Genomic DNA, 18,311 nt, shown 5'->3' with positions numbered 1-18,311 from the left:
AGGGGAACTGGCCGTGCCGGAGGGGTGGGACGCGAGGGTGCCTGAGGCTCGGGACGTCGATGGCGTTGCGGGGGGTGCCGCTGAACCCGGTGGGGGTGACGACGGGGTCGTGTGTCAAGGCGAGGCTGTCCGCGAGGGCGACGCCGCGCAACAGGACGACGCCGTCCGGCAGGTGAAATCCGTGCGCCATGGTCGCGGTCCGCGCGGGAAGCGGGTGGGGTACCTGAAGGTTGTCGCGTCCGGGGAACGAGTTCAGCCTGGGCTGCTGACTGAGGCGGAGGAGTTGCGGACCCTGCCGCGGTTCGAAGTTGCGAAGGGCGTTCATCGGCTGGGGGTGTTGAAGGCGAGGCCGCGGCTTGGGGAGGTGGCCGCCTTGCGCGAGATTCACGAGGCGAAGATCCGCCCCAAGAGCGACGCGCCCCAGCCGGAAGAGCCGAGCACCACTCCAGAACCACCTACCGGGACCACTTACGACGGGCTCAAGGCCGTTCCCGCGTACCAATCGCAAGAAGAGCGACACGAGGCACCCAGCAGAACCGGCCGGCGACGACCGAACTCAAGGCGCACCCGCCGCCGGATATGACCCGGCCCGAAGCCGAAGCGGGCCCCCATCCCGCTCCGGCCGGGTGCCATAAGCCCTCAAGGCCGCTGCGTCTCCTGCCGCACCGTCTGCTCACCGAGGTCACCGGTCCTCAGTGCCGAGCCAACCGCCCCGGGCGTCGAGCTGTCCGACGTTTGGTGCAGGCCTGGCACCCGGTCCTCGATGACGAATGATGCGCGGGTGTGGACTGGCGCGTCCGGCCTGGTCACGTATGGGAGGACTTGAAAATCAGCGTTCAGAGCGCCCGGCTTGATGCGGGTTCGGACATAGCCGCGTTGGTTGTTGTAGAAGCGCAAGTGGGGGTTCCAGGCTGCCCAGGGGTGGGTGCCGGGAATCACGTCGGCGCCGTCGCCTGTGGAGGTGATCGAGGAACAGACAAGTTCGGTGCCTACCGTGCGGGAGGTGGGGTCTGCCCAGTCCAGCTTCAGTTCGTCGGCCCAGTGGGCGTGGACGTCGCCGGTCAGAACGACGGGGTTGCGGACGCCGGCGTTCACCCAGCCTCGGGTGATGCGGTCGCGGGAGGCGGCGTAGCCGTCCCAGCTGTCCATGCTGACCACCGACGCCGGGCCGGGATTGTTGTCGCGCTGACCGAAGAAGACCTGCTGGCCGAGGATGTCCCAGCGGGCCGTCGACTGGCGGAAGCCGTCGATCAGCCACTTCTCCTGCTCGGGGCCGGTGATCGAACGCGCCGGGTCGAGGGCTGCGGGGCAGTCCTTGTACCCGTCGCCGCAGCCCTGGTCATCGCGGAACTGACGGGTGTCGAGCAGGTGGAAAGTGGCCAGGCGGCCCCAGCGCAGGCGGCGGTACAACTGCATGTCGATGCCGCGTGGAATCGAGGTGCGGCGCAGCGGCATGTTCTCGTAGTAGGCCTGGAACGCTGCGGCCCGGCGTGCGAGGAAGTTCGGGTCAGGCTGCTCGGGCACCTCGTCCGCCCAGTTGTTCTCGACCTCGTGATCGTCGAAGACAACTGCCCAGGGCGCTACGGCATGGGCCGCTTGCAGGTCGGCGTCGGTCTTGTACTGCGCGTGCCGCTGCCGGTAGTTGGCCAGCGTAACGGTCTCGGGGCCCTCATGGTCGCGTGGGTTACCGCCCGGGATGTTGTAGGTGTCGCGCGCGTACTCGTACTGGTAGTCGCCGAGGTGCAGGATCAGCTCGGGTTCGTCCTGGGCCAGCCGGCGGTACGCGGTGAAGTAGCCGTGTTCGTACTGCGAGCACGACACGAACGACATGGCCAGCGAGGCGGGCATCGTCCACGGCGCTGGGGCCGTACGGGTGCGTCCTGCTGGCGAAAGGTAGCGCTCGGCCTTGAATCGGTAGTGGTATTCGCGGCCCGGAAGCAGCCCGTTGAGTTCGACGTGCACGGTGTGTGCGGCCGACGCTCGGGCAATCGCGACGCCACGCCGTACGACATGACGGAAGCGCTCGTCGGCAGCCACCTCCCAGTGGACCGGCATGTCACGCGACGGCATGCCGCCCAATCCGTCCTCGGCGAGCGGTGCCGGTGCCAGCCGCGTCCACAGGACGAAGCCGTCCGCGTCGGGATCGCCGGAAGCGATGCCGAGGGTGAACGGGTTGGTGCGCAGCGGCCCCCGGTAAGGGGTGGCGGCGGCGGCAAGCGGCCAGGTCGTCACTGCGGTGGCAGCGCCGGTGGCAGCACCGCTGAGCAGGAGAGTACGTCGCGACAGTGCCATGTCGTGGCTCCCAGGGATTCCGGATTCGCGGACCCCCGACAGCCTCATGACGGTGAATGTCTGGAACGGATGGTGCGGATTAATGCCGATTGAACACGTAAAGAACTCAGACGACTACGCGCTGCGACCCCGCGTACACGTTCATGGAGGGTCCGCGCAGGAAGCCGACGAGGGTCATACCCGCCTCGTCAGCCAGTTCGGCCGCGAGTGTGCTGGGGGCCGACACCGCCGCGAGCAGCGGAAGGCCTGCCATCCAGGCCTTCTGGGTCAGCTCGAAGCTCGCGCGGCCCGAGACCAGCAGCACGTGACCGGCGAGCGGCAGTCGTCCTTCGCGCGCGGCCCAGCCGATGACTTTGTCGACCGCGTTGTGCCTGCCCACATCCTCCCGGAGGACGAGGAGTTCGCCGTCAGACGTGAAAAGTCCAGCCGCATGCAATCCGCCGGTACGGTCAAAAGTGCGCTGGGCGGCGCGCAACTTGTCCGGCAGCTCTGCGAGGGTCTGGGCTGCGACGGTCGTTTCGTCCGCCCCGACGTCGAACTGCGAGCGGGTCCGTACCGCATCGATCGAAGCCTTGCCGCACACTCCGCACGAACTGGTCGTGTAGAAATTGCGGCTCGGATCGGTCACCGGCGGCGGCACGTCCGCGCCCAGCACGATGTCGACCACGTTGTAGGTGTTCGGCGTGTCCGTGCCCGCGCACAACTGTGCCGTGACCACGTCACCGGCGGCGCGGATGATCCCCTCGGTCAGCAGGAAGCCCATCGCCAGGTCGATGTCCTGCCCCGGCGTGCGCATCGTGACGGCAAGGGGCTCCTGGCGCAGCCGGATCTCAAGGGGTTCCTCGGCGGCCAGGTCATCGGGCCGGCGCCGGGGTTCCGCGTCGGTCGAAAGATTGATCTTCATGACCGGTCGCCGGTTCATCGAGCGCGCCATGCAATGAGCGTAAGCCGTGGTCGCGGCGTGTGCGCGGAGCCGCTGTGGCGAGCGCAACGAGAGGCAACGGCAAAGGCGGCGGTCACGCTCGCGGGCTCGGCGGGATACGGTACGTACGTGGGGGGATTCGCGGCGGTGGTGTTAGCCGGCGGTGCGGCGCGTCGGATGGGTGGTGCGGACAAGCCCACCATCCCGGTCGCGGGGCAGCCGATGCTGACCCGTGTGCTGGCTGCGGTGCACGACGCCGAGCCAAGAGTGGTTGTCGGCAAGGTGCCTCCCGACCTGCCCGTGGAGGTGGCCTCGACCAGCGAGGAACCGCCCGGCGGTGGTCCCGTAGCCGCGACGGCAGCGGGTCTGGCCCTGGTGCCGGAGAAGGTGAGCTTTGTCGCCTTGCTGGCCGCTGACCTGCCCCTGCTGACCGGCGAGGCGATCGACGTTCTCAGGCTCACCGTGGAATCCGCGCCGATGATGCAGGGTGCGCTCTACCGCGACGCCGAAGGTCGCCGGCAAACGCTGTGCGGAGTTTGGCGTACGCCCGCGTTGCGCAAGGCCCTGACCACGCTCACCGAGCAACGAGGCAATCTGCATGGCGCCTCGATGCACGCGTTACTTGAGCACCTCCAGTTCATCGAGGTCTCCTGGCGCCGCCCCGGCCCGCCCCCATGGTTCGACTGCGACACCGACGACGACCTGCGCACGGCGGAGGAATGGGCCCGGTGAACGTCCTCGAGGAATGGGTCAGGACAGCGGCGGCGGAGCTGGGGCTCAACCCGGCGGACGTGGACCACAGAACGGTCCTGGACGTGGCGCGAGACGTCGCTCATAACGTGGTACGTCCAGGAGCGCCCGTGACGGCGTACCTGATGGGACTGGCAGTGGGCCGCGGCGCGGATCCGGCGGACGTGGCGCAACGCCTCACCGCCCTGGCCGTGAACTGGCCATCCGAGAACGCTGCGTCTGAAGGTGCGGCGGGTGCGGGCGGGGCGGTCGATAGTGCGGGAAGAAGCGCTTAACGGACGGGAATGGGACGCGGCCAGTGGGCGGCTCTCCGGCTCGATAGGGTGACGGGGCGGAGGTGAGGATCATGACGGCGGAGAACACGGCGGATCAGAGCGAGGGCGTGCTGCTCGACGAGCCGACAACGGCCGATCTGCGGGCCAAGGTGACCGAGGCGTGGCGGGAGTTCGCCGGTGCGCTCGCGGGCCTGCTGCCCAGCTTGGATGCCGGGGCATACGCGGACATCACGCTCGACCCGACTGCCTCCGGCACCGGCACGGCCGTCTACTCGGTCAGCATCCGCGTGCTTGAGGGCGGCGTGGTCGAGGCGCTTGCCGTGGGCAACGCCGGCCTGCCCGAGGGCTTCCGGATGGACCGCTCGGCCGTCGCCGACCTGGTAGCGCTCGGCTGGTCGCCGCCCGGTGTGCTGCCCGGCTCCGGCGACTCGTTCGGCCTGCGCACCTCCAAGGACGGGGCCAAATCACTCGCCACGGTCGTCTCGCGCACCCTGCGTGACGTATATGGCGCCCCGCATCCGGCGTTCCTCGTCTACCTGGTGCATGACGACCAGGACGAGCCCATCGAAACCGCGCCGCTGGCTACCGCCCGCCACGAACCCAGCATCGACGAGGAACTCAGCCTCGACGACCTGGACGAGGACGGCGTCCTCTCCGAAGCCCTCGCCAACGCCGCCGACGAGGTGGTGCCGCTCGACGAGCGGGTGCGCACCGTGGTGGCCACGATGTCGAAGACCACTGTCGACCAGCTCCAGGTCGACACGGACGGCGACATCGGCATCCGAGCGGGCTCAGCCATGGTGTTCGTGCGAGTACGCGACAACCCGCCGCTGGTCGACGTGTTCTCGCCGATCCTTACCGAGGTCGAGCCGACCGAGCAGCTCTACGTGAAGCTGTCCGAGCTGACCAACCGCATGCCGATCGGCCGCCTCTACTGCGCCCAGGACACGGTATGGGCCTCCATCCCCGTCTTCGGCCGCAACTTCCAGGCAACCCACCTCATGCTCGCCGTCCAGGTGATGACCGGCCTGGCCGACGAACTGGACGACCGCCTGCACGGCGAGTTCGGCGGCAAGCGCTTCTTCGGCGAAGGCGACAAGCCGGCCCCAGCCAAGGACTCCAAGGACGGCGACGACCACCGCACGGGGATGTACCTGTAGGGGATGGGCGCTAGCTGCTGGAGGCCTGGCGCGTGCGACGCCCGCTCGGGTGAGGCCGCCGAGCAGGCGCTTTCGAGGCGCCCCAGCTCACCACCCCACCCAGTCCAGCTCCTCCATGGTGGACATCTGCGAAACCTGTAGTCCCCCATCCGTCAAGCTCCACAACACCTCCCCGATCACCAGCGACCGCCGCACCCCCGCCCGCGCAACCTTCCCCACCTCACTGATCCCCTCATCAGTAACCCGAAGCGCCACTGCCCCAGCCGCCGAACCAGCCACCCGATCACCAGCGAACACCGGCACAACCAGCAGCTTCGTAGCCGGCCACCACAGCAGGGCGTGCGGGTCGTACTCGGCTTCGGACTGGGCGCCCGGGACCTGGTGCTGGGACAGGCGCCGAGGAGCAGCCGGGTCTGCGACGTCGAAGAGGGCCACTTGCAAACCCGTGACCCGTCCGGTGGGGTCTGCTTCTTGGCCGATACCGATCAGGCGGTTGTCGCCGACGGGCTGGAGGTGGGCTGAGTACCCGGTGATCTTCAGGTCACCGGTTACTTTGGGTGATGTGGGGGTGCTCAGGTCCAGGGTGTACAGGGGGTCCGTCTGACGGAAGGTGACCACGTAGCCGCGAGGGCCGAGGAAGCGGACCGCGTGGATCTGCTCGTTCTTGCCCAGGCCGTCGACCACTCCTACCTGGGCGAGCTTGTCGTTCAGCACGCGGACAGCCGACTGGTTCTGCGAGGTTGTGGCCACTCGTAGATGACTGTCCCACTCTGACAGCGCGTACTGGTTGATGAGGAAGCCGGGCACTGTTCCCGACGCAGCGAACACCGGCTTTTGATTACCGCTGGTGGTGAAGCGGTAGAGGTCCGTCTCCTGGCGCACCGGGGCTGCGGCGCGGCCGGGGGTGCGGTCCAGGCGCCAGCGTTGGTCGTTGGCTACGTAGAGGTTCTTGCCGTTGCTGTACACGGTGTCACCGTCTGCCACCACGGTGATGGGGTCTCCGCTGCTCAGGGTCGGCTGGCTCACATCAAAGGTGAGCACGCTGAGCAACGATCCGCCGCTGTAGGACGGCGGGCGGCTCACCTGGTTGCAGTCGACGTGGCCGCGGGCTGTGGTCGTACCGGTGGAAAGTGTCCAGGCCGGAAGCCACGCCTCGGCCGAAGCCTTGTCGATTGCCGCTTGGTTGTCCTTGAGCAGGTCCTTGAAGTCGGTAGCGTTGCTGCGAAAAACGATCTGCGGCGTGGTGCGCAGAACGACCCGAGCAGTGCCGCCGGTGAGCCGCGCGTCCACCACTGTGCCGCTGTCGGGCTTGTAACGACTGACAATGGTGGGCGCGCCGGACAGGTCAACCAGCACCACCTCCGAGCCCAGGACCAGCGCGACGTTTCCGCTCAGCAGCAGGCGCCCGTCCGGCATGCCAAGATCGATTGATCCGGTACGAACACGGCTGGCCGCATCCACCACCTGCAGCACATTCCCGTCGATGGCCACGATCCGCCGGCCGTCGGTCTTGACGATGTCCGGCTCATCGGCGTCGGCCTCGTGATTGTTTGTGCTCGATGCTGGCGCGGTGCCAGCAAGTGTGCGCGCCCCGCCGATCGCCATCGCCTCGGGAATCGCCTCGTTCCCGGGCAGCCCGTACACCCCGACGCTAGCTTTCGCCGCCTTCCGCAGATCTTCGACCAGCTCCTGACACGAGTCGAACGCCGCCAGCCGCATCTCGGTGGAGTTCGGCGAGCGATCGCCGGGCGTGCGGTCGGGTGCAGGCGACGACGCGGTGCATCCGGCAAGCGGAACCGCGACAGCGATGGCGGCGGCACAGAGCTGCAGACGGCGTGACATGCGCATGTGACGCGCCATAACGCCCACCGGTTCCGACACTGAGGAAAAGCACCTCAGGAAGGAGCAGGCACCGGACTCGGCACATCAACCAGCCGCGACAGCACAATCATGCTCCGCGTCGAGGTAACAAACGGCTCCGCGCGCAAACGCTCCAGCACCTGTTCAAGGTGCCCAATGTCCGCCGCCCGCAGATGCACCAGCGCATCCGCCTCACCCGACACCGTGTAGGCACCCACCACCTCGGGATGCCGCCGCGCCGCCACCGTGATCTGCGCCGGCGTGGTCCGGCCCGTGCAGTACAGCTCGACAAACGCCTCGGTCGTCCACCCCACCGCGGACGGCTCGATGATGGTCGTGAATCCCCTGATCACCCCGTCCGCGCGCAGCCGGTCCACCCGGCGCTTCACCGCCGGGGCCGAGAGCGAGACCTTCACCCCGATCTCCGCGTACGAGGCCCGCGCATCGGCCGACAACAACGCAATGATTCGCTGGTCCACGGCGTCCATGCGCAACGATTCGCCTCCGGCCAGCAAGGGAAAGAGCTGTTTCGGTCGCCCCAGCCTACCTAGCCTTTATCTCATGAGCCACGGGGAGCGATTGCCGCGCGAGCGTATGTACCTCATGTGTCCACCAGAGCACTTCACGGTTGAGTACACGATCAATCCGTGGATGGACACCACGGTGCCGGTTGACGCCGGCCTGGCCCTCAAGCAGTGGGCGCTGCTGCGCGAGACGCTCACCGATCTCGGACACCGGGTGCACGTGCTGGACGCCGAGCCGGGCCTGCCCGACATGGTCTACGCGGCCAACGGCGCTTTCTCCGTCGATGGCACGGTCTACGGCGCCCGGTTCCGCTATCCCCAGCGCGCCGATGAAGCCGCAGCTCACCGCCGCTTCTACCAGTCGTGGGCGTTCGCCGAACCGGTCCACGTCAACGAGGGCGAGGGCGACTTCGCCTACCTCCCCGAGGCGTACGGCGGCCTGATCCTCGCCGGTTATGGCTTTCGCACCGAGCCGGCCGCGCACGCCGAAGCCCAGGAGGTCCTCGGCCGCCCGGTCATCTCCCTGCGGCTCGTCGACCCGGCGTTCTACCACCTGGACACCGCTCTCGCCGCGCTGGACGACCGCCGTGTCGCGTACTACCCCGGCGCCTTCTCCCCGGCCTCGCAGCGCGTGCTCGCCCAGTTGTTCCCCGACGCCGTGCTGGCCGACCGCGCCGACGCCGAGGAGTTCGGCCTCAACCTGGTCAGCGACGGCCGTCATGTGATTCTCAACACCCAGGCGATGGCGATGGGCGAGAAGGTTCGCGCGGCCGGCTACACCCCGGTGCACGTGGAGCTGGGCGAATTGAAGCGCGGCGGCGGCAGCATCAAATGCGTGGTAGCGGAGTTGCGCCCCTGAAACGGGATGACGTGCGCGTGCGAGGGAAGATGGATCGCATGAGCGACGACACCCGCACCGAAGACAAGCAGGACGACGGCTCCGTCATCGTGGTGGGCCCGGACGGCCGACCGCTCGGCACCATGGACGAGGACGGCACCCTCAAGGCCGAGGAGCCCGGCAACCTCATCGAGCAGCCCGCGAAGGTCATGCGCATCGGCAGCATGATCAAGCAGTTGCTCGAAGAGGTCCGTGCGGCGCCGCTCGACGAGGCGAGCCGCGGGCGGCTGCGGGAGATCCACGAGCGGTCGATCAAGGAGCTCGAGGATGGTCTCGCGCCGGAGCTGCAGGAGGAGCTGGAGCGGCTGTCGCTGCCGTTCGACGCCGAGACGCCGCCCAGCGAGGCCGAGCTGCGCATCGCCCAGGCCCAGCTGGTGGGCTGGCTGGAGGGCCTGTTCCACGGCATTCAGGCGGCCCTGGTGGCCCAGCAGATGGCGGCCCGGCTGCAGCTTGAGCAGATGCGCGGCGGCCAAGCCGGTCGTCCAGCGCTGCCGATGGGCCCCAACGGCATCATCCCCGGCATGCCCGGCGCCCCTCAGGGCGGAGACGGCCGCACGGGACAATATCTTTAGAGATCGAAGAGCTTTTCCAGGTACGTCGCCACGCCGTCCTCGTCGTTGGTGAGGGTCACGTCATCGGCGACGGCCTTCACCGCGGGGTGCGCGTTGCCCATCGCCACGGAACGGCCCGCCCAGGTCAGCAGGGGCAGGTCGTTCGGCATGTCCCCGAACGCCACCACCTGCGAGGCGTCGAGGCCGTGGCGCTCGCACACCCACGCGAGCCCGGCCGCCTTGGTGACGCCGGCGGCCGAGATCTCGACCAGCGCCGACGTTGACGAGTGGGTGGACTCGACGATCGTGCCCAGGGTGCTGCTGACCAGCTCCAGGAACTCGTCGGGCTCGTGGTCGGCCGAGCGCGCCAGCAGCTTCACCGCCGGTACGGACGTCAGCTCCTCCGGCGAGCCGATGACGCGCACGGTGTTCTGCTCGCCGTCCCAGTGCAGGGGCCACTTTTGTTCGTACCGGAAACTTCTGCCGTCCTCGATTTCGACGGCGAGCGTGACGTCCGGCACCGCCTCGCGCAACCGCTTGGCGACGTCGAGGAGCAGCTCGACGGACATGGGGGCGGCGCGCAGGATCTCGTCCCTCTCCGGGTCATAGACGACGGCGCCGTTGGCGCAGATGGCCGGCAACGGCTCGGCCATCTGCTCATAGAGGTCACGCAGCCAGCGCACGGGCCGCCCGGTGACCAGGACAGTGGGGACGCCTTGCTGGTGCAGGCGATCAAGGACCTCGGTGGTGCGGGGGCTGAGCGAGCGATCACTGCGGACCAGCGTCCCGTCGATGTCCGAGGCGACGAGGCGAAATTCTGACATCACCTCGACAGTAGCTTGTCCAAATACACCGCGACGCCATCCTCGTCGTTCGACAACGTCACTTCGTCGGCGACCGCCAGCAGTTCCTCGTGGGCGTTGGCGACAGCCACCCGCCCCCAACCCGCCCAGGCGAACATCGGCAGGTCGTTGGGCATGTCACCGAACACCAGCACATCGGCCGGGTCCACCCCGACGGCCTCGGTCACCACCGCCAGCCCGGTGCCCTTGTCCACCCCCGGCGGGCAGATCTCGAGGTAGTTCAGACCCGCCTGGGTGACCGACGCCACGTGCGGTGGGATGATGCGCCGGGCCGCGGCCAGCAGGTCGTCCACGTCATGCTCGAACGAGCGCGCGAACGCCTTGATCACGTCGGCGGTGGCGCACTCCTCGCGGTTGCGTGGCTCCACGGTGACCGGATAGCGCCAGGCCGGGTCGAAGTCGCCCCACAGCGGCGCGTCGTTGTGCTCCAGCGCCTCCACCATCACCGACAGCGGGCCGACCTCGGCTTCCAGGCTCTGCAGGACGATGGCGAGGTCGCGGCCGGGCAGCCGGGTGGTGCGCAGCAGCTGACCCTCGTTCTGGTCGATGACCCAGCCGCCCTGGGCGAGCACGAGGAAGTCGGCTTCGCGGATGTCGGTGCGGACCAGCTCGGTCAGGCGGGGTCCACGGCCGGTGGCAGCCACAATGCGGATACCGGCGGAACGGACGCGGTTGAGCACCTCATGGGTGTACGCGGACACCGAGTCGTCGGAGCGTACAAGGGTGCCGTCGAGATCGGTGGCGATGAGCTTCGGGAGTCCGGGCTTGGCCATCTGTTCCTCCGGGGTAAGACTGCTACCCCCGCGGAGGGCGGAAGGAAAACGTTACACCGGCCCGGCTACCAGCGGCTATGACTTCTGGTAGCCGGGTGATGACGTAATAGTTAGCGGACGGGTTCGAGGATGTCGCGCCCGCCGAGGTACGGCTGCAGCGCCTTCGGCACCCGCACCGAACCGTCCGGCTGCTGGTGGTTCTCGAGGATCGGAATCAGCCACCGGGTGGTCGCCAGCGTGCCGTTCAGAGTCGCCGCGGTTTGCGGCTTGCCATCGGCGTCGCGGTAGCGGATGTTCAACCGGCGCGCCTGGAACGTGGTGCAGTTCGACGTCGAGGTCACCTCGCGATAGCGCCCCTGCGACGGGACCCAGGCCTCGCAGTCGTACTTGCGGGTCGCGCTGGAGCCCAGGTCACCGGCGGCCACGTCGATCACCCGGTAGGGCACCTCGACCTTGGCCAGCATCTCCTCCTCCATGGCGAGCAGCTTGCTGTGCTCGGCCAAGGCGTCCTCGGGCTTGCAGTACGAGAACATCTCCACCTTGTCGAACTGGTGGACGCGCAGGATGCCGCGGACGTCCTTGCCGTGCGACCCGGCCTCGCGGCGGTAACACGACGACCAGCCGGCGAAGCGTTCCGGGCCGGCCTCCAGGTCGAGGATCTCGCCGGAGTGGTAGGCGGCCAGGGGGACTTCGGACGTACCCACCAGGTAAAGATCGTCCGCCTCGAGCCGGTAGACCTCGCTGGCGTGCGAGCCCAGGAAGCCCGTGCCTTCCATCGCCTCCGGGCGCACCAGCGACGGGGTGATCGACGGGGTGAACCCGTATTCGACCGCCTGGGCGATCGCCATCTGCAGCAGACCGAGCTGCAGCAGCGCGCCCGCGCCGGTCAGGAAGTAGAACCGCGAACCCGAGACCTTCGCGCCCCGCTCGGTGTCGATGCCGCCGAGCGCCTCGCCGATCTCCAGGTGATCCTTCGGGTTGTCGATCGCGGGGATCTCGCCGACCTCGCGCAGCACCACGAAGTCGTCCTCGCCGCCGGGCGGCACGCCGTCCTCGACCACGTTGGGCACGGCCAGGTGGGCCCGGCGCAGCGCCTCGTCGGCCTCACCGGCCGCCGCCTCGGCCGTTTTCACCTCGACAGCCAGTTCCTTGGTGCGGGCCAGCAGCGCCGCGCGCTCGTCGCCGGAAGCCTTCGCGACCTGCTTGCCCAGCGATTTCTGCTCCGCGCGCACGGACTCGAACCGCTGCGTGGCGGCACGGCGTTCCTCATCGGCGCGCAGCAGCGCGTCCACCTTGTCAGGGGACTCGCCGCGCAGTCGTTGGCTGGCGCGGATCAGCTCGGGCTCTTCGCGTAGCAGACGCAGGTCAATCACGATGGAAAGGCTACCGGCGCGACCCCGCCCGCCTCACCTCGATATCGGCTTGTCCCGGTTCTCCGCCGGCGCGTCCCAGGTTTTGGCCGAGGTGACCTGGAGCTCGAACGGCTCATCCGGCAGGTCATCCTGGGGCTGTAGGTCCACCACCGGAGCCCGGGGCGCCGCCAGCCCGGCTACACACAGCGCGATGAGCAGCAGGATCAGCCCCACCCCGGCACACCACGGTCCCCGGCCGATGGACAGGTGCAGCTGATCATCGTTTTCCGACAAACCGGCCGCCTCGATCTGCCGGATCACCCAGCTGCGATCCTCCAGCGTCGAGTACACGACCAGCACGATGGCCAGGAGCACGCCCCCGGTGCTCAACCCCGCCAGCCGGGTGTACGCCCGCCCCGCGGCCGGCCCGAACAGCGTGAGCACGGTGGCGATGACCAGCAGAAAGAGCCCGGCCAGGAAGCCTGCTCCCCACCCGCCCAGCTCGCCGATGGAACTCTCGAACAGCAGGTCCCCGGTATCGGACTCGCGTAGCACGGTGCCGTCAACCGCCGTGACCTGCCACTCGGCGATCAACGAGGCGAACAGGGCGACGCCACCCAGCCCCGCGGCGAGCGGCGCGATGCGGCGATCCCGGACCAGCCCGCCGAGGGAGGAACCCGGCGAGAACCGGCGGCGCGGGGCCGGCTCGCCGGCGGGACCGAACTCGATGACGGCCTCCTGAGGTGCGGACATGCGACCCATCATCACTTGCGCACCGGCAACCGGCCACCCCTGCCCCGGATGGACTAGCGTTCAGGCATGCCTATTCGCACTGCTTCCGCTCGCTGGTCCGGTTCCCTGCAGGAGGGATCCGGCACGATCAAGACCGGTAAGGGTGGGTACGAGGGGAACTACTCCTTCAAGTCCCGCTTCGAGGAGGGCGAGGGGACCAACCCCGAGGAACTCATCGGCGCCGCGCACGCCGGCTGCTTCTCGATGGCGTTCTCCAAGGCCCTGGCCGACGCCGGCTTCACCCCCACCTCGGTGGAGACCACCGCCAAGGTGCACCTCGACAAGACCGACGCCGGCTTCGGCGTCACCCGCATCGACCTGGAGACCGTCGGCAACGTCCCGGGCGTGGACGCCGACACCTTCCAGAAGCTCGCCGAGGGTGCCAAGGAGAACTGCCCGATCTCGCGGCTGCTGTCCCCGGGCGCGGAGATCAGCCTGAGCGCCACCCTCTCCTGACGCTGCTCGTGCTCCGCCCGCCCGGTTCCTGCGGGTGGGTGGAGCACAATGGGCGGTGTGCCGGTGGAGATGAGCCGTGAGCGCTTCGAGGACCTCGTGGGCGAGTCGCTCGACGAGGTGCCCCCCGAGCTGCTCAAGATGATGAACAACGTGGTCATCCTGGTGGAGGATCTTCCGCCGGACGGCAGCCTCGGATTGCTGGGTCTCTATGAGGGCACCGACCTCACGCGCCGGGGCTGGGACTACGCCGGCGTCCTCCCCGACCGCATCACCATCTACCGGTTGCCAACCCTCGCGGTCTGCGACACAGAGACCGACGTCATCGAGGAAGTAGCCATCACGGTCGTGCACGAGATCGCCCACCATTTCGGCATCGATGACCAGCGCTTACACGAGCTGGGGTGGGGCTGAACCCGGTTGCCGGACAGTCCTACGCTGAGCTTCCACGCTCACAGGAGGACCTTCATGCGCAGCGAACTGTTCTCGGCTGACAACCTCGAGAAGGAGTCGTCCCAGCCCGGCCTGCGGCTGCAGAACTCCAAGCTCCTCAAGGCCGAGCTGAACGGCGAGTTCATGGCCCGCCAAGGTTCCATGGTCGCGTACCAGGGCCAGGTCCAGTTCGAAGCCCTGGGTTCCGGCGGCCTCGGCAAGTTTCTCAAGCAGAAGCTGACCGGTGAAGGCGTCCCCCTGATGAAGATCAGCGGCCAAGGCGACGTCTTCCTGGCCGAAAACGCCGCGGACATTCACCTGATCGACCTCGAACCCGGCGACGGCCTCTCCATCAACGGAGCCAACGTCCTGGCCTTCGACGCCAGCCTCAACTACGACATCAAAATGGTCCAAGGCGTCGGCGTAGCCTCCAACGCAGGCCTGTTCAACTGCGTCTTCACCGGCCACGGCCGCATCGCCGTAACCACAAAGGGCACTCCGGTGGTCCTGAGCGTCGACCAACCGACCTATGTGGACCCGCAAGCCGCCATCTGCTGGTCGGCCAACCTGCAAACCGGCTACCACCGCGCCGAACAACTAGGCCTCGGCACCCTCTTGGGCCGCACCACCGGCGAGCGCTTCACGATGAGCTTCGCCGGTCAAGGCTTCGTCGTGGTCCAGCCCTCCGAGGAACCGCCGGGTGGTCTCGCCGGCGCCGCGGGTGGCCAGCAGCAGTCGGGCGGCCTGCTCGGCAACATCCTCGGGAACTGAGCCCGATCAGAGTCAAGATCCGCAGGTCGTAGCTCGGTGGGTGGTGCTGACCGCAGTTCCCACCGAGGCCGGGGTCAGGGAGCCAAGGAGCTGGCGCTCCACATCAGCTCCCTGCCCCCTTCATTCTGCGTGCGTGGAGACCTGTCAAGAGCCTGCCTTCAGGCCAGCTCGCCGGCCCGCAACTGAGCCAACCAAGCCGCACTATCCGCAAAATCCGCATCGCTGAGCCCAGCCTGCGAAGCTTGAACCACCACGGCAGCCGCAGCCGACCCGCCAGCGGCAGCCGAGCCCGGCTCCGCAGCCCACCGATGCCGCGGATAGGACCCCAGGAACCGCACCCCAGCGCAGATCCGCCGTAACCCCTGCAGCGCTTCCCCCACCCGAGCCTCAGCCACATGCCCGGTGCAGTCGAGGAAGAACACGTACACGCCCAGCTCCTCCCCCGTCGGCCGCGACTCGATGCGGGACAGGTTGATGCCTCGGACGGCCAGCTCGGTCAACACCGACAGCAGCGCCCCGACCCGATCCCGCTCGATCATCACGGCTAGCGACGTCACGTCGTCCCCGGTTGGCGGGGCAGGCTGGGCGGGCCGGGCCAGCAGGGCGAAGCGGGTCACCGCGTCCGGCCGGTCGGCGATCTTCTCCGCCAGCACCGTCAGGTTGTTACGCGGGACGCCGATCGGTGCGCAGATGGCAGCGTCGTACTCTCCTGCGGCGGCGGAGACGGCGGCTGCGGCGTTGGACAGCACATCCACGATGACGGCGTCCGGGGCGTTGGCTTGGAGCCAGCCCCGGCATTGCGCTGACGCTTGCGGGTGCGCGGCGATCGAACGTACCGCTGCCAAGGGGGTCAGGGATGGTGCGGCCAGGACGAACTCGACCGGGATGACCACCTCGCGGGTTATCACCAGCGGGGATCCGATGCCCAACTCGTCGAGGGTCACGGTCACTGCCCCACCGACGGAATTTTCCAGCGGTACGAGCGCAGCGTCCGCCTCACCCGACCGCACAGCTTCGAGGGCCTCAGGGACACTGCGCGCCGGTGTGCGGATGCCGTGCTCGGCTGCGGGGATGGTGCGCAGGGCCTGCTCGGTGAAGGTGCCCTCGGGGCCTAGATAGACGAATCGCGTCGGCGGAGTTCCGGGCATAACGGTAAGGCTATGCCCCGCAAGCGAGCACCCGGATGCCAGGCGGCGCGTCGCTTTGAACCTTTGCGCTGCAGACGTCGGTGCCGGCCTCGATCAGGGTCAGCGCCTCCGGTTTCCCGGTGGTCACCACGAACAGCTGCTCGTCGGCGCTCTCGTCGGCAATCTGCATGATCGAGAACTGCCAGGTACCCGAGCAGAACGGTCCCTTTGTCACCTTGAGCGGATCGTCCGGTATGCCCGCCGTACCTTCCACCACCGCGATCAGTTGCTTCGGCGTCGGTCCGGTGCTGGTGCACCGGGGAGCGGTCGACGGGCCCGGGGTGGTGGGCGTCACAGGAGTCGTCGGGGTCGTCGTTGGCTGGGTGGCCGGCGGCGTATAGGGCGTATAGGCCGGGTAGGTGGTCGTCGGTGTCACGCCCGGGTAGGTCGGGTTCACGCCCGGGTACGTCGTCGCCGGCACCCCGGTGGTCGGCACCGACACCGGAGGCGGCGTCAAGGGAGGCGCCAGCGGGTCGAAGCTGGCGCTGCCGGTGGGCGCGGGCGGCGCACTCTCCGGGGGCGCCGGCGGCTCACCACAAGCGCCCAACAGCACCACAGCGCCGGTCAGTAGCAGCACGGCCCCAGCAGGAAGCGGCACCTTGCTGGGCGGCCGGTGGCGGAACACGGCACCCATCGTAAAACCAATCAGGCGGCGACCCTATGGCCGGCGGCAGTCAGCGTTGCCACGGCTTCGCTGAGGCGCACCTGCGGCACCAGCAGATAGTCCGTGTCGTACGTCGAGAAGACCACGATGTTCACCCGCGCATCGGCCAACGGCCCTGCCAGCGAGGCCAGCACGCCGGTGAGCGCGAGGTTGTTCAGCGGGCCCACCACTCGCAGGCACCGCCAGGCCGCCTCGGCCGTGGCGCCCGGGGGCACCCGGTTACTGGCGCAGATGATCGACACCTCGTCGGCCGACCAGGTGACCGAGAGGACACTTTTGTCGTCCGGACCGCCGCCGAGTGTCGCGGGGAGGGCCGAGCCGGCCGGCAGCCGGCACACCGAGTACTCCTCAGGCAGCAGATCAAGGTCGAGCATGAGGAGACACTACGGTTCGAACCGTATTAACCCCAATGGGTGACGAGTGCGGCGAACGACACAGAACCCGGGTTCAGTAGCGGATCGCCGAGAAAAACGTGAGGCTCGCGATGACCCGGCCGTTTTCCACCAGCGGCGTAGCGATCGCATCGACGGTGACGTGACGTTCGTCTCCCGGGGGCTGGATGCGCATCAGGCCGCGGGCCAGCCGCTCGGAGGAGAGCGCCAGCAGCGGCGGGATCTTCTCAACTTCCTGGTCAGTCAGGTCTCCACCGGCTGCGGTGAAGTCGATGAGGTGCATGGTGCCCTCACCGCCCAGCAGCGACTTGCCCACCACCTCCGCACCCTTGCCCAGGCCGAGCAGGTCGCTGCCCGACGGGGACACGGCTACGACAGTGTGGTTGTTGTCGATCACCAGGCATGGCTCGACGGCCTGCCACACGGTGGCCGCCCACCGGTCGATGTTCGAGACGAACTCGGATTCGACCGGCGTCCGCGCCTGGGGCACGAACGCTCCCGACAGCGAGAGTTCGACGTGCGCCACCCGCACCTCCCTGATTCCTGGTTACTGCCTGAGCCGACATGACTCCGGCCGGACCCGCTCACCGGGACTGGTCCCGGCACTACGAGTGTCCGGCCGGTGTCGCTTGCGTCAAAATCGGCGGCAAGCGGTGCACTGGGAGGAACGTTACCGGCGGGTTGCCCGCTTGTCAGCGGCCGTTTGACCACTGGGCTGGAAGCGGTAGTCGCCTGCCGGTCGGTACGGCGCGTTTGCCCAGGTCGCAGGGTGCTCGGCGACGGCTGAGAGTTTGTTGGCAGTGGCCGGGGAGATCCGGGCACCACCGGCGATCAGCAGGCGGTCAAGCTCCTTGTGCGTGGCCACCAGGCAATCCTTGGGCAGACCGTGCACGCTGATCACGCCCGAACCCACGAAGGCCAGAACGGGCGTCACGGGTACGGCCAGACCGACCGCGGCACTCATGGCCTTGCCTGCCCGGCGGGCGTCACGGCGCGCCTCGGCTACGTACGCGGGACGCTTGCCATTGATCTGGACGACGTCACCGGCGATCAGGACGCGGGCGCGGCCGTGGTCGGCAACGGTGACCGCGTAGACGCCACCGGGGCCGATCGCGAGAAAGCCCGCCCGGTCATCGCTGGACTCGTGCTCGTAGCCGAGCGAGTCGGTGCGCGGCCAGTCGACGATGTGCCACGCGGGACCGAGGCGGTCGAGGCGGGTCAGCGCGCGGGTTCCGGCGGCCTCGAGGCGACGAGCATCACGGTCGGCGCGGCGGCGGCGGGCCCACTCGACGGGGCTGGGACGAACCGGTGCGAGCGCTGGGGGCTGAGCTGGGCGGTGCGGTTCGAGCTCGGTTGAGGTGCTGCGATGAGATGCGGGCAGGGCGGGGCGGGCGGGGAAG

The 18,311-nt window shown here is 68.5% G+C and carries 22 protein-coding genes; 8 read left to right on the top strand and 14 right to left on the bottom strand.

Annotated elements, in window-relative coordinates; genetic code table 11:
• From TFC3_RS39820 to fdhD, 3 genes are all read right to left on the bottom strand, one after another.
• Window positions 1-190: hypothetical protein (locus tag TFC3_RS39820; protein ID WP_236718581.1), on the bottom strand; the 190-nt coding region annotated here is incomplete at its 3' end.
• Between the two features lie 449 nt (window positions 191-639).
• On the bottom strand, window positions 640-2,292 hold the full coding sequence (locus TFC3_RS32705; RefSeq protein WP_067509623.1) for an alkaline phosphatase: 1,653 nt from the start codon (window positions 2,290-2,292) through the stop codon (window positions 640-642).
• Window positions 2,293-2,398: 106 nt separating this feature from the next.
• Window positions 2,399-3,226, bottom strand: a complete 828-nt coding sequence (gene fdhD / locus TFC3_RS32700) for a formate dehydrogenase accessory sulfurtransferase FdhD (RefSeq protein WP_067509621.1) — start codon at window positions 3,224-3,226, stop codon at window positions 2,399-2,401.
• A 117-nt stretch (window positions 3,227-3,343) separates the two neighbouring features.
• Here fdhD and TFC3_RS32695 point away from each other — a divergent pair, with 117 nt between their 5' ends.
• The 3 genes from TFC3_RS32695 (at window position 3,344) to TFC3_RS32685 (ending at window position 5,399) form a co-directional block, all read left to right on the top strand.
• Window positions 3,344-3,946, top strand: coding sequence for a molybdenum cofactor guanylyltransferase (locus tag TFC3_RS32695; RefSeq protein ID WP_236718580.1), 603 nt, complete (start codon window positions 3,344-3,346; stop codon window positions 3,944-3,946).
• Window positions 3,889-4,239, top strand: coding sequence for a DUF6457 domain-containing protein (locus TFC3_RS39815; RefSeq protein WP_369819717.1), 351 nt, complete (start codon window positions 3,889-3,891; stop codon window positions 4,237-4,239). The genes TFC3_RS32695 and TFC3_RS39815 overlap by 58 nt, the downstream gene beginning before the upstream one ends.
• Window positions 4,240-4,310: 71 nt before the next feature.
• Window positions 4,311-5,399 carry a hypothetical protein gene (locus tag TFC3_RS32685; protein WP_067509619.1) on the top strand — a complete coding sequence of 363 codons (1,089 nt, stop codon included), beginning with the start codon at window positions 4,311-4,313 and terminating at the stop codon, window positions 5,397-5,399.
• Between the two features lie 87 nt (window positions 5,400-5,486).
• Here TFC3_RS32685 and TFC3_RS32680 read toward each other — a convergent pair whose 3' ends face one another.
• Window positions 5,487-7,247 carry a beta-propeller domain-containing protein gene (locus tag TFC3_RS32680; RefSeq protein WP_067509985.1) on the bottom strand — a complete coding sequence of 587 codons (1,761 nt, stop codon included), beginning with the start codon at window positions 7,245-7,247 and terminating at the stop codon, window positions 5,487-5,489.
• A 47-nt stretch (window positions 7,248-7,294) separates the two neighbouring features.
• Window positions 7,295-7,753, bottom strand: coding sequence for an Lrp/AsnC family transcriptional regulator (locus TFC3_RS32675; protein WP_067509983.1), 459 nt, complete (start codon window positions 7,751-7,753; stop codon window positions 7,295-7,297).
• Between the two features lie 67 nt (window positions 7,754-7,820).
• On the opposite strand from TFC3_RS32675, the gene ddaH reads away from it, so the two are divergent.
• On the top strand, window positions 7,821-8,642 hold the full coding sequence (ddaH, locus tag TFC3_RS32670) for a dimethylargininase (protein WP_082772665.1): 822 nt from the start codon (window positions 7,821-7,823) through the stop codon (window positions 8,640-8,642).
• 38 nt (window positions 8,643-8,680) lie between these two features.
• Window positions 8,681-9,253: a bacterial proteasome activator family protein gene (locus tag TFC3_RS32665; protein WP_153040584.1), complete on the top strand. Its 573-nt coding sequence runs from the start codon at window positions 8,681-8,683 to the stop codon at window positions 9,251-9,253.
• Here TFC3_RS32665 and TFC3_RS32660 read toward each other — a convergent pair.
• The 4 genes from TFC3_RS32660 to TFC3_RS32645 form a co-directional block, all read right to left on the bottom strand.
• The gene (locus TFC3_RS32660) at window positions 9,250-10,056 is read right to left on the bottom strand and encodes an HAD family hydrolase (RefSeq protein WP_067509615.1); all 807 of its coding nucleotides are present in this window, start codon (window positions 10,054-10,056) and stop codon (window positions 9,250-9,252) included. The two genes, TFC3_RS32665 and TFC3_RS32660, sit on opposite strands and share 4 nt — an antisense overlap.
• On the bottom strand, window positions 10,056-10,868 hold the full coding sequence (locus TFC3_RS32655; RefSeq protein ID WP_067509614.1) for a Cof-type HAD-IIB family hydrolase: 813 nt from the start codon (window positions 10,866-10,868) through the stop codon (window positions 10,056-10,058). Before TFC3_RS32655 ends, TFC3_RS32660 begins: the two co-directional genes overlap by 1 nt.
• 110 nt (window positions 10,869-10,978) lie before the next feature.
• Complete coding sequence (gene serS, locus TFC3_RS32650) at window positions 10,979-12,241, bottom strand: serine--tRNA ligase (RefSeq protein WP_067509612.1); 1,263 nt, start codon at window positions 12,239-12,241, stop codon at window positions 10,979-10,981.
• 33 nt (window positions 12,242-12,274) lie between these two features.
• On the bottom strand, window positions 12,275-12,973 hold the full coding sequence (locus TFC3_RS32645; RefSeq protein WP_067509610.1) for a hypothetical protein: 699 nt from the start codon (window positions 12,971-12,973) through the stop codon (window positions 12,275-12,277).
• Window positions 12,974-13,039: 66 nt separating this feature from the next.
• On the opposite strand from TFC3_RS32645, the gene TFC3_RS32640 reads away from it, so the two are divergent.
• The 3 genes from TFC3_RS32640 (at window position 13,040) to TFC3_RS32630 (ending at window position 14,668) form a co-directional block, all read left to right on the top strand.
• The gene (locus tag TFC3_RS32640; RefSeq protein ID WP_067509608.1) at window positions 13,040-13,468 is read left to right on the top strand and encodes an OsmC family protein; all 429 of its coding nucleotides are present in this window, start codon (window positions 13,040-13,042) and stop codon (window positions 13,466-13,468) included.
• Window positions 13,469-13,531: 63 nt separating this feature from the next.
• Window positions 13,532-13,879, top strand: a complete 348-nt coding sequence (locus TFC3_RS32635) for a metallopeptidase family protein (RefSeq protein ID WP_173745430.1) — start codon at window positions 13,532-13,534, stop codon at window positions 13,877-13,879.
• Window positions 13,880-13,933: 54 nt separating this feature from the next.
• Window positions 13,934-14,668, top strand: coding sequence for an AIM24 family protein (locus TFC3_RS32630; protein ID WP_067509606.1), 735 nt, complete (start codon window positions 13,934-13,936; stop codon window positions 14,666-14,668).
• Between the two features lie 158 nt (window positions 14,669-14,826).
• On the opposite strand, the gene pheA is transcribed toward TFC3_RS32630, so the two are convergent.
• From pheA to TFC3_RS32605, 5 genes are all read right to left on the bottom strand, one after another.
• Window positions 14,827-15,816: a prephenate dehydratase gene (gene pheA, locus TFC3_RS32625; RefSeq protein ID WP_067509604.1), complete on the bottom strand. Its 990-nt coding sequence runs from the start codon at window positions 15,814-15,816 to the stop codon at window positions 14,827-14,829.
• Between the two features lie 10 nt (window positions 15,817-15,826).
• The gene (locus TFC3_RS32620) at window positions 15,827-16,480 is read right to left on the bottom strand and encodes a hypothetical protein (protein ID WP_153040583.1); all 654 of its coding nucleotides are present in this window, start codon (window positions 16,478-16,480) and stop codon (window positions 15,827-15,829) included.
• A 20-nt stretch (window positions 16,481-16,500) separates the two neighbouring features.
• Window positions 16,501-16,893: an ACT domain-containing protein gene (locus tag TFC3_RS32615; protein ID WP_067509600.1), complete on the bottom strand. Its 393-nt coding sequence runs from the start codon at window positions 16,891-16,893 to the stop codon at window positions 16,501-16,503.
• A gap of 73 nt (window positions 16,894-16,966) precedes the next feature.
• Window positions 16,967-17,437, bottom strand: coding sequence for a hypothetical protein (locus tag TFC3_RS32610; RefSeq protein ID WP_067509976.1), 471 nt, complete (start codon window positions 17,435-17,437; stop codon window positions 16,967-16,969).
• Window positions 17,438-17,581: 144 nt separating this feature from the next.
• Window positions 17,582-18,292, bottom strand: coding sequence for a hypothetical protein (locus TFC3_RS32605; RefSeq protein ID WP_153040582.1), 711 nt, complete (start codon window positions 18,290-18,292; stop codon window positions 17,582-17,584).
• Between the last annotated feature and the right edge of the window lie 19 nt (window positions 18,293-18,311).

Source organism: Actinoplanes sp. TFC3 (assembly GCF_001553785.1).
GTDB lineage: Bacteria > Actinomycetota > Actinomycetes > Mycobacteriales > Micromonosporaceae > Actinoplanes.
Note: the sequence above shows the minus strand (reverse complement) of the source record. Positions and strands in the feature narration are given on the sequence as shown.

What these genes read in the sequence shown, in the direction of transcription:
- TFC3_RS32705 (WP_067509623.1), bottom strand. Translation starts at nt 2,292, where the DNA reads ATGGCACTGTCGCGACGTACTCTCCTGCTCAGCGGTGCTGCCACCGGC.
- fdhD (WP_067509621.1), bottom strand. Translation starts at nt 3,226, where the DNA reads ATGGCGCGCTCGATGAACCGGCGACCGGTCATGAAGATCAATCTTTCG.
- TFC3_RS39815 (WP_369819717.1), top strand. Translation starts at nt 3,889, where the DNA reads ATGGTTCGACTGCGACACCGACGACGACCTGCGCACGGCGGAGGAATG.
- TFC3_RS32685 (WP_067509619.1), top strand. Translation starts at nt 4,311, where the DNA reads ATGACGGCGGAGAACACGGCGGATCAGAGCGAGGGCGTGCTGCTCGAC.
- TFC3_RS32680 (WP_067509985.1), bottom strand. Translation starts at nt 7,247, where the DNA reads ATGCGCATGTCACGCCGTCTGCAGCTCTGTGCCGCCGCCATCGCTGTC.
- ddaH (WP_082772665.1), top strand. Translation starts at nt 7,821, where the DNA reads ATGAGCCACGGGGAGCGATTGCCGCGCGAGCGTATGTACCTCATGTGT.
- TFC3_RS32665 (WP_153040584.1), top strand. Translation starts at nt 8,681, where the DNA reads ATGAGCGACGACACCCGCACCGAAGACAAGCAGGACGACGGCTCCGTC.
- TFC3_RS32660 (WP_067509615.1), bottom strand. Translation starts at nt 10,056, where the DNA reads ATGTCAGAATTTCGCCTCGTCGCCTCGGACATCGACGGGACGCTGGTC.
- TFC3_RS32655 (WP_067509614.1), bottom strand. Translation starts at nt 10,868, where the DNA reads ATGGCCAAGCCCGGACTCCCGAAGCTCATCGCCACCGATCTCGACGGC.
- TFC3_RS32645 (WP_067509610.1), bottom strand. Translation starts at nt 12,973, where the DNA reads ATGTCCGCACCTCAGGAGGCCGTCATCGAGTTCGGTCCCGCCGGCGAG.
- TFC3_RS32640 (WP_067509608.1), top strand. Translation starts at nt 13,040, where the DNA reads ATGCCTATTCGCACTGCTTCCGCTCGCTGGTCCGGTTCCCTGCAGGAG.
- TFC3_RS32630 (WP_067509606.1), top strand. Translation starts at nt 13,934, where the DNA reads ATGCGCAGCGAACTGTTCTCGGCTGACAACCTCGAGAAGGAGTCGTCC.
- pheA (WP_067509604.1), bottom strand. Translation starts at nt 15,816, where the DNA reads ATGCCCGGAACTCCGCCGACGCGATTCGTCTATCTAGGCCCCGAGGGC.
- TFC3_RS32615 (WP_067509600.1), bottom strand. Translation starts at nt 16,893, where the DNA reads ATGCTCGACCTTGATCTGCTGCCTGAGGAGTACTCGGTGTGCCGGCTG.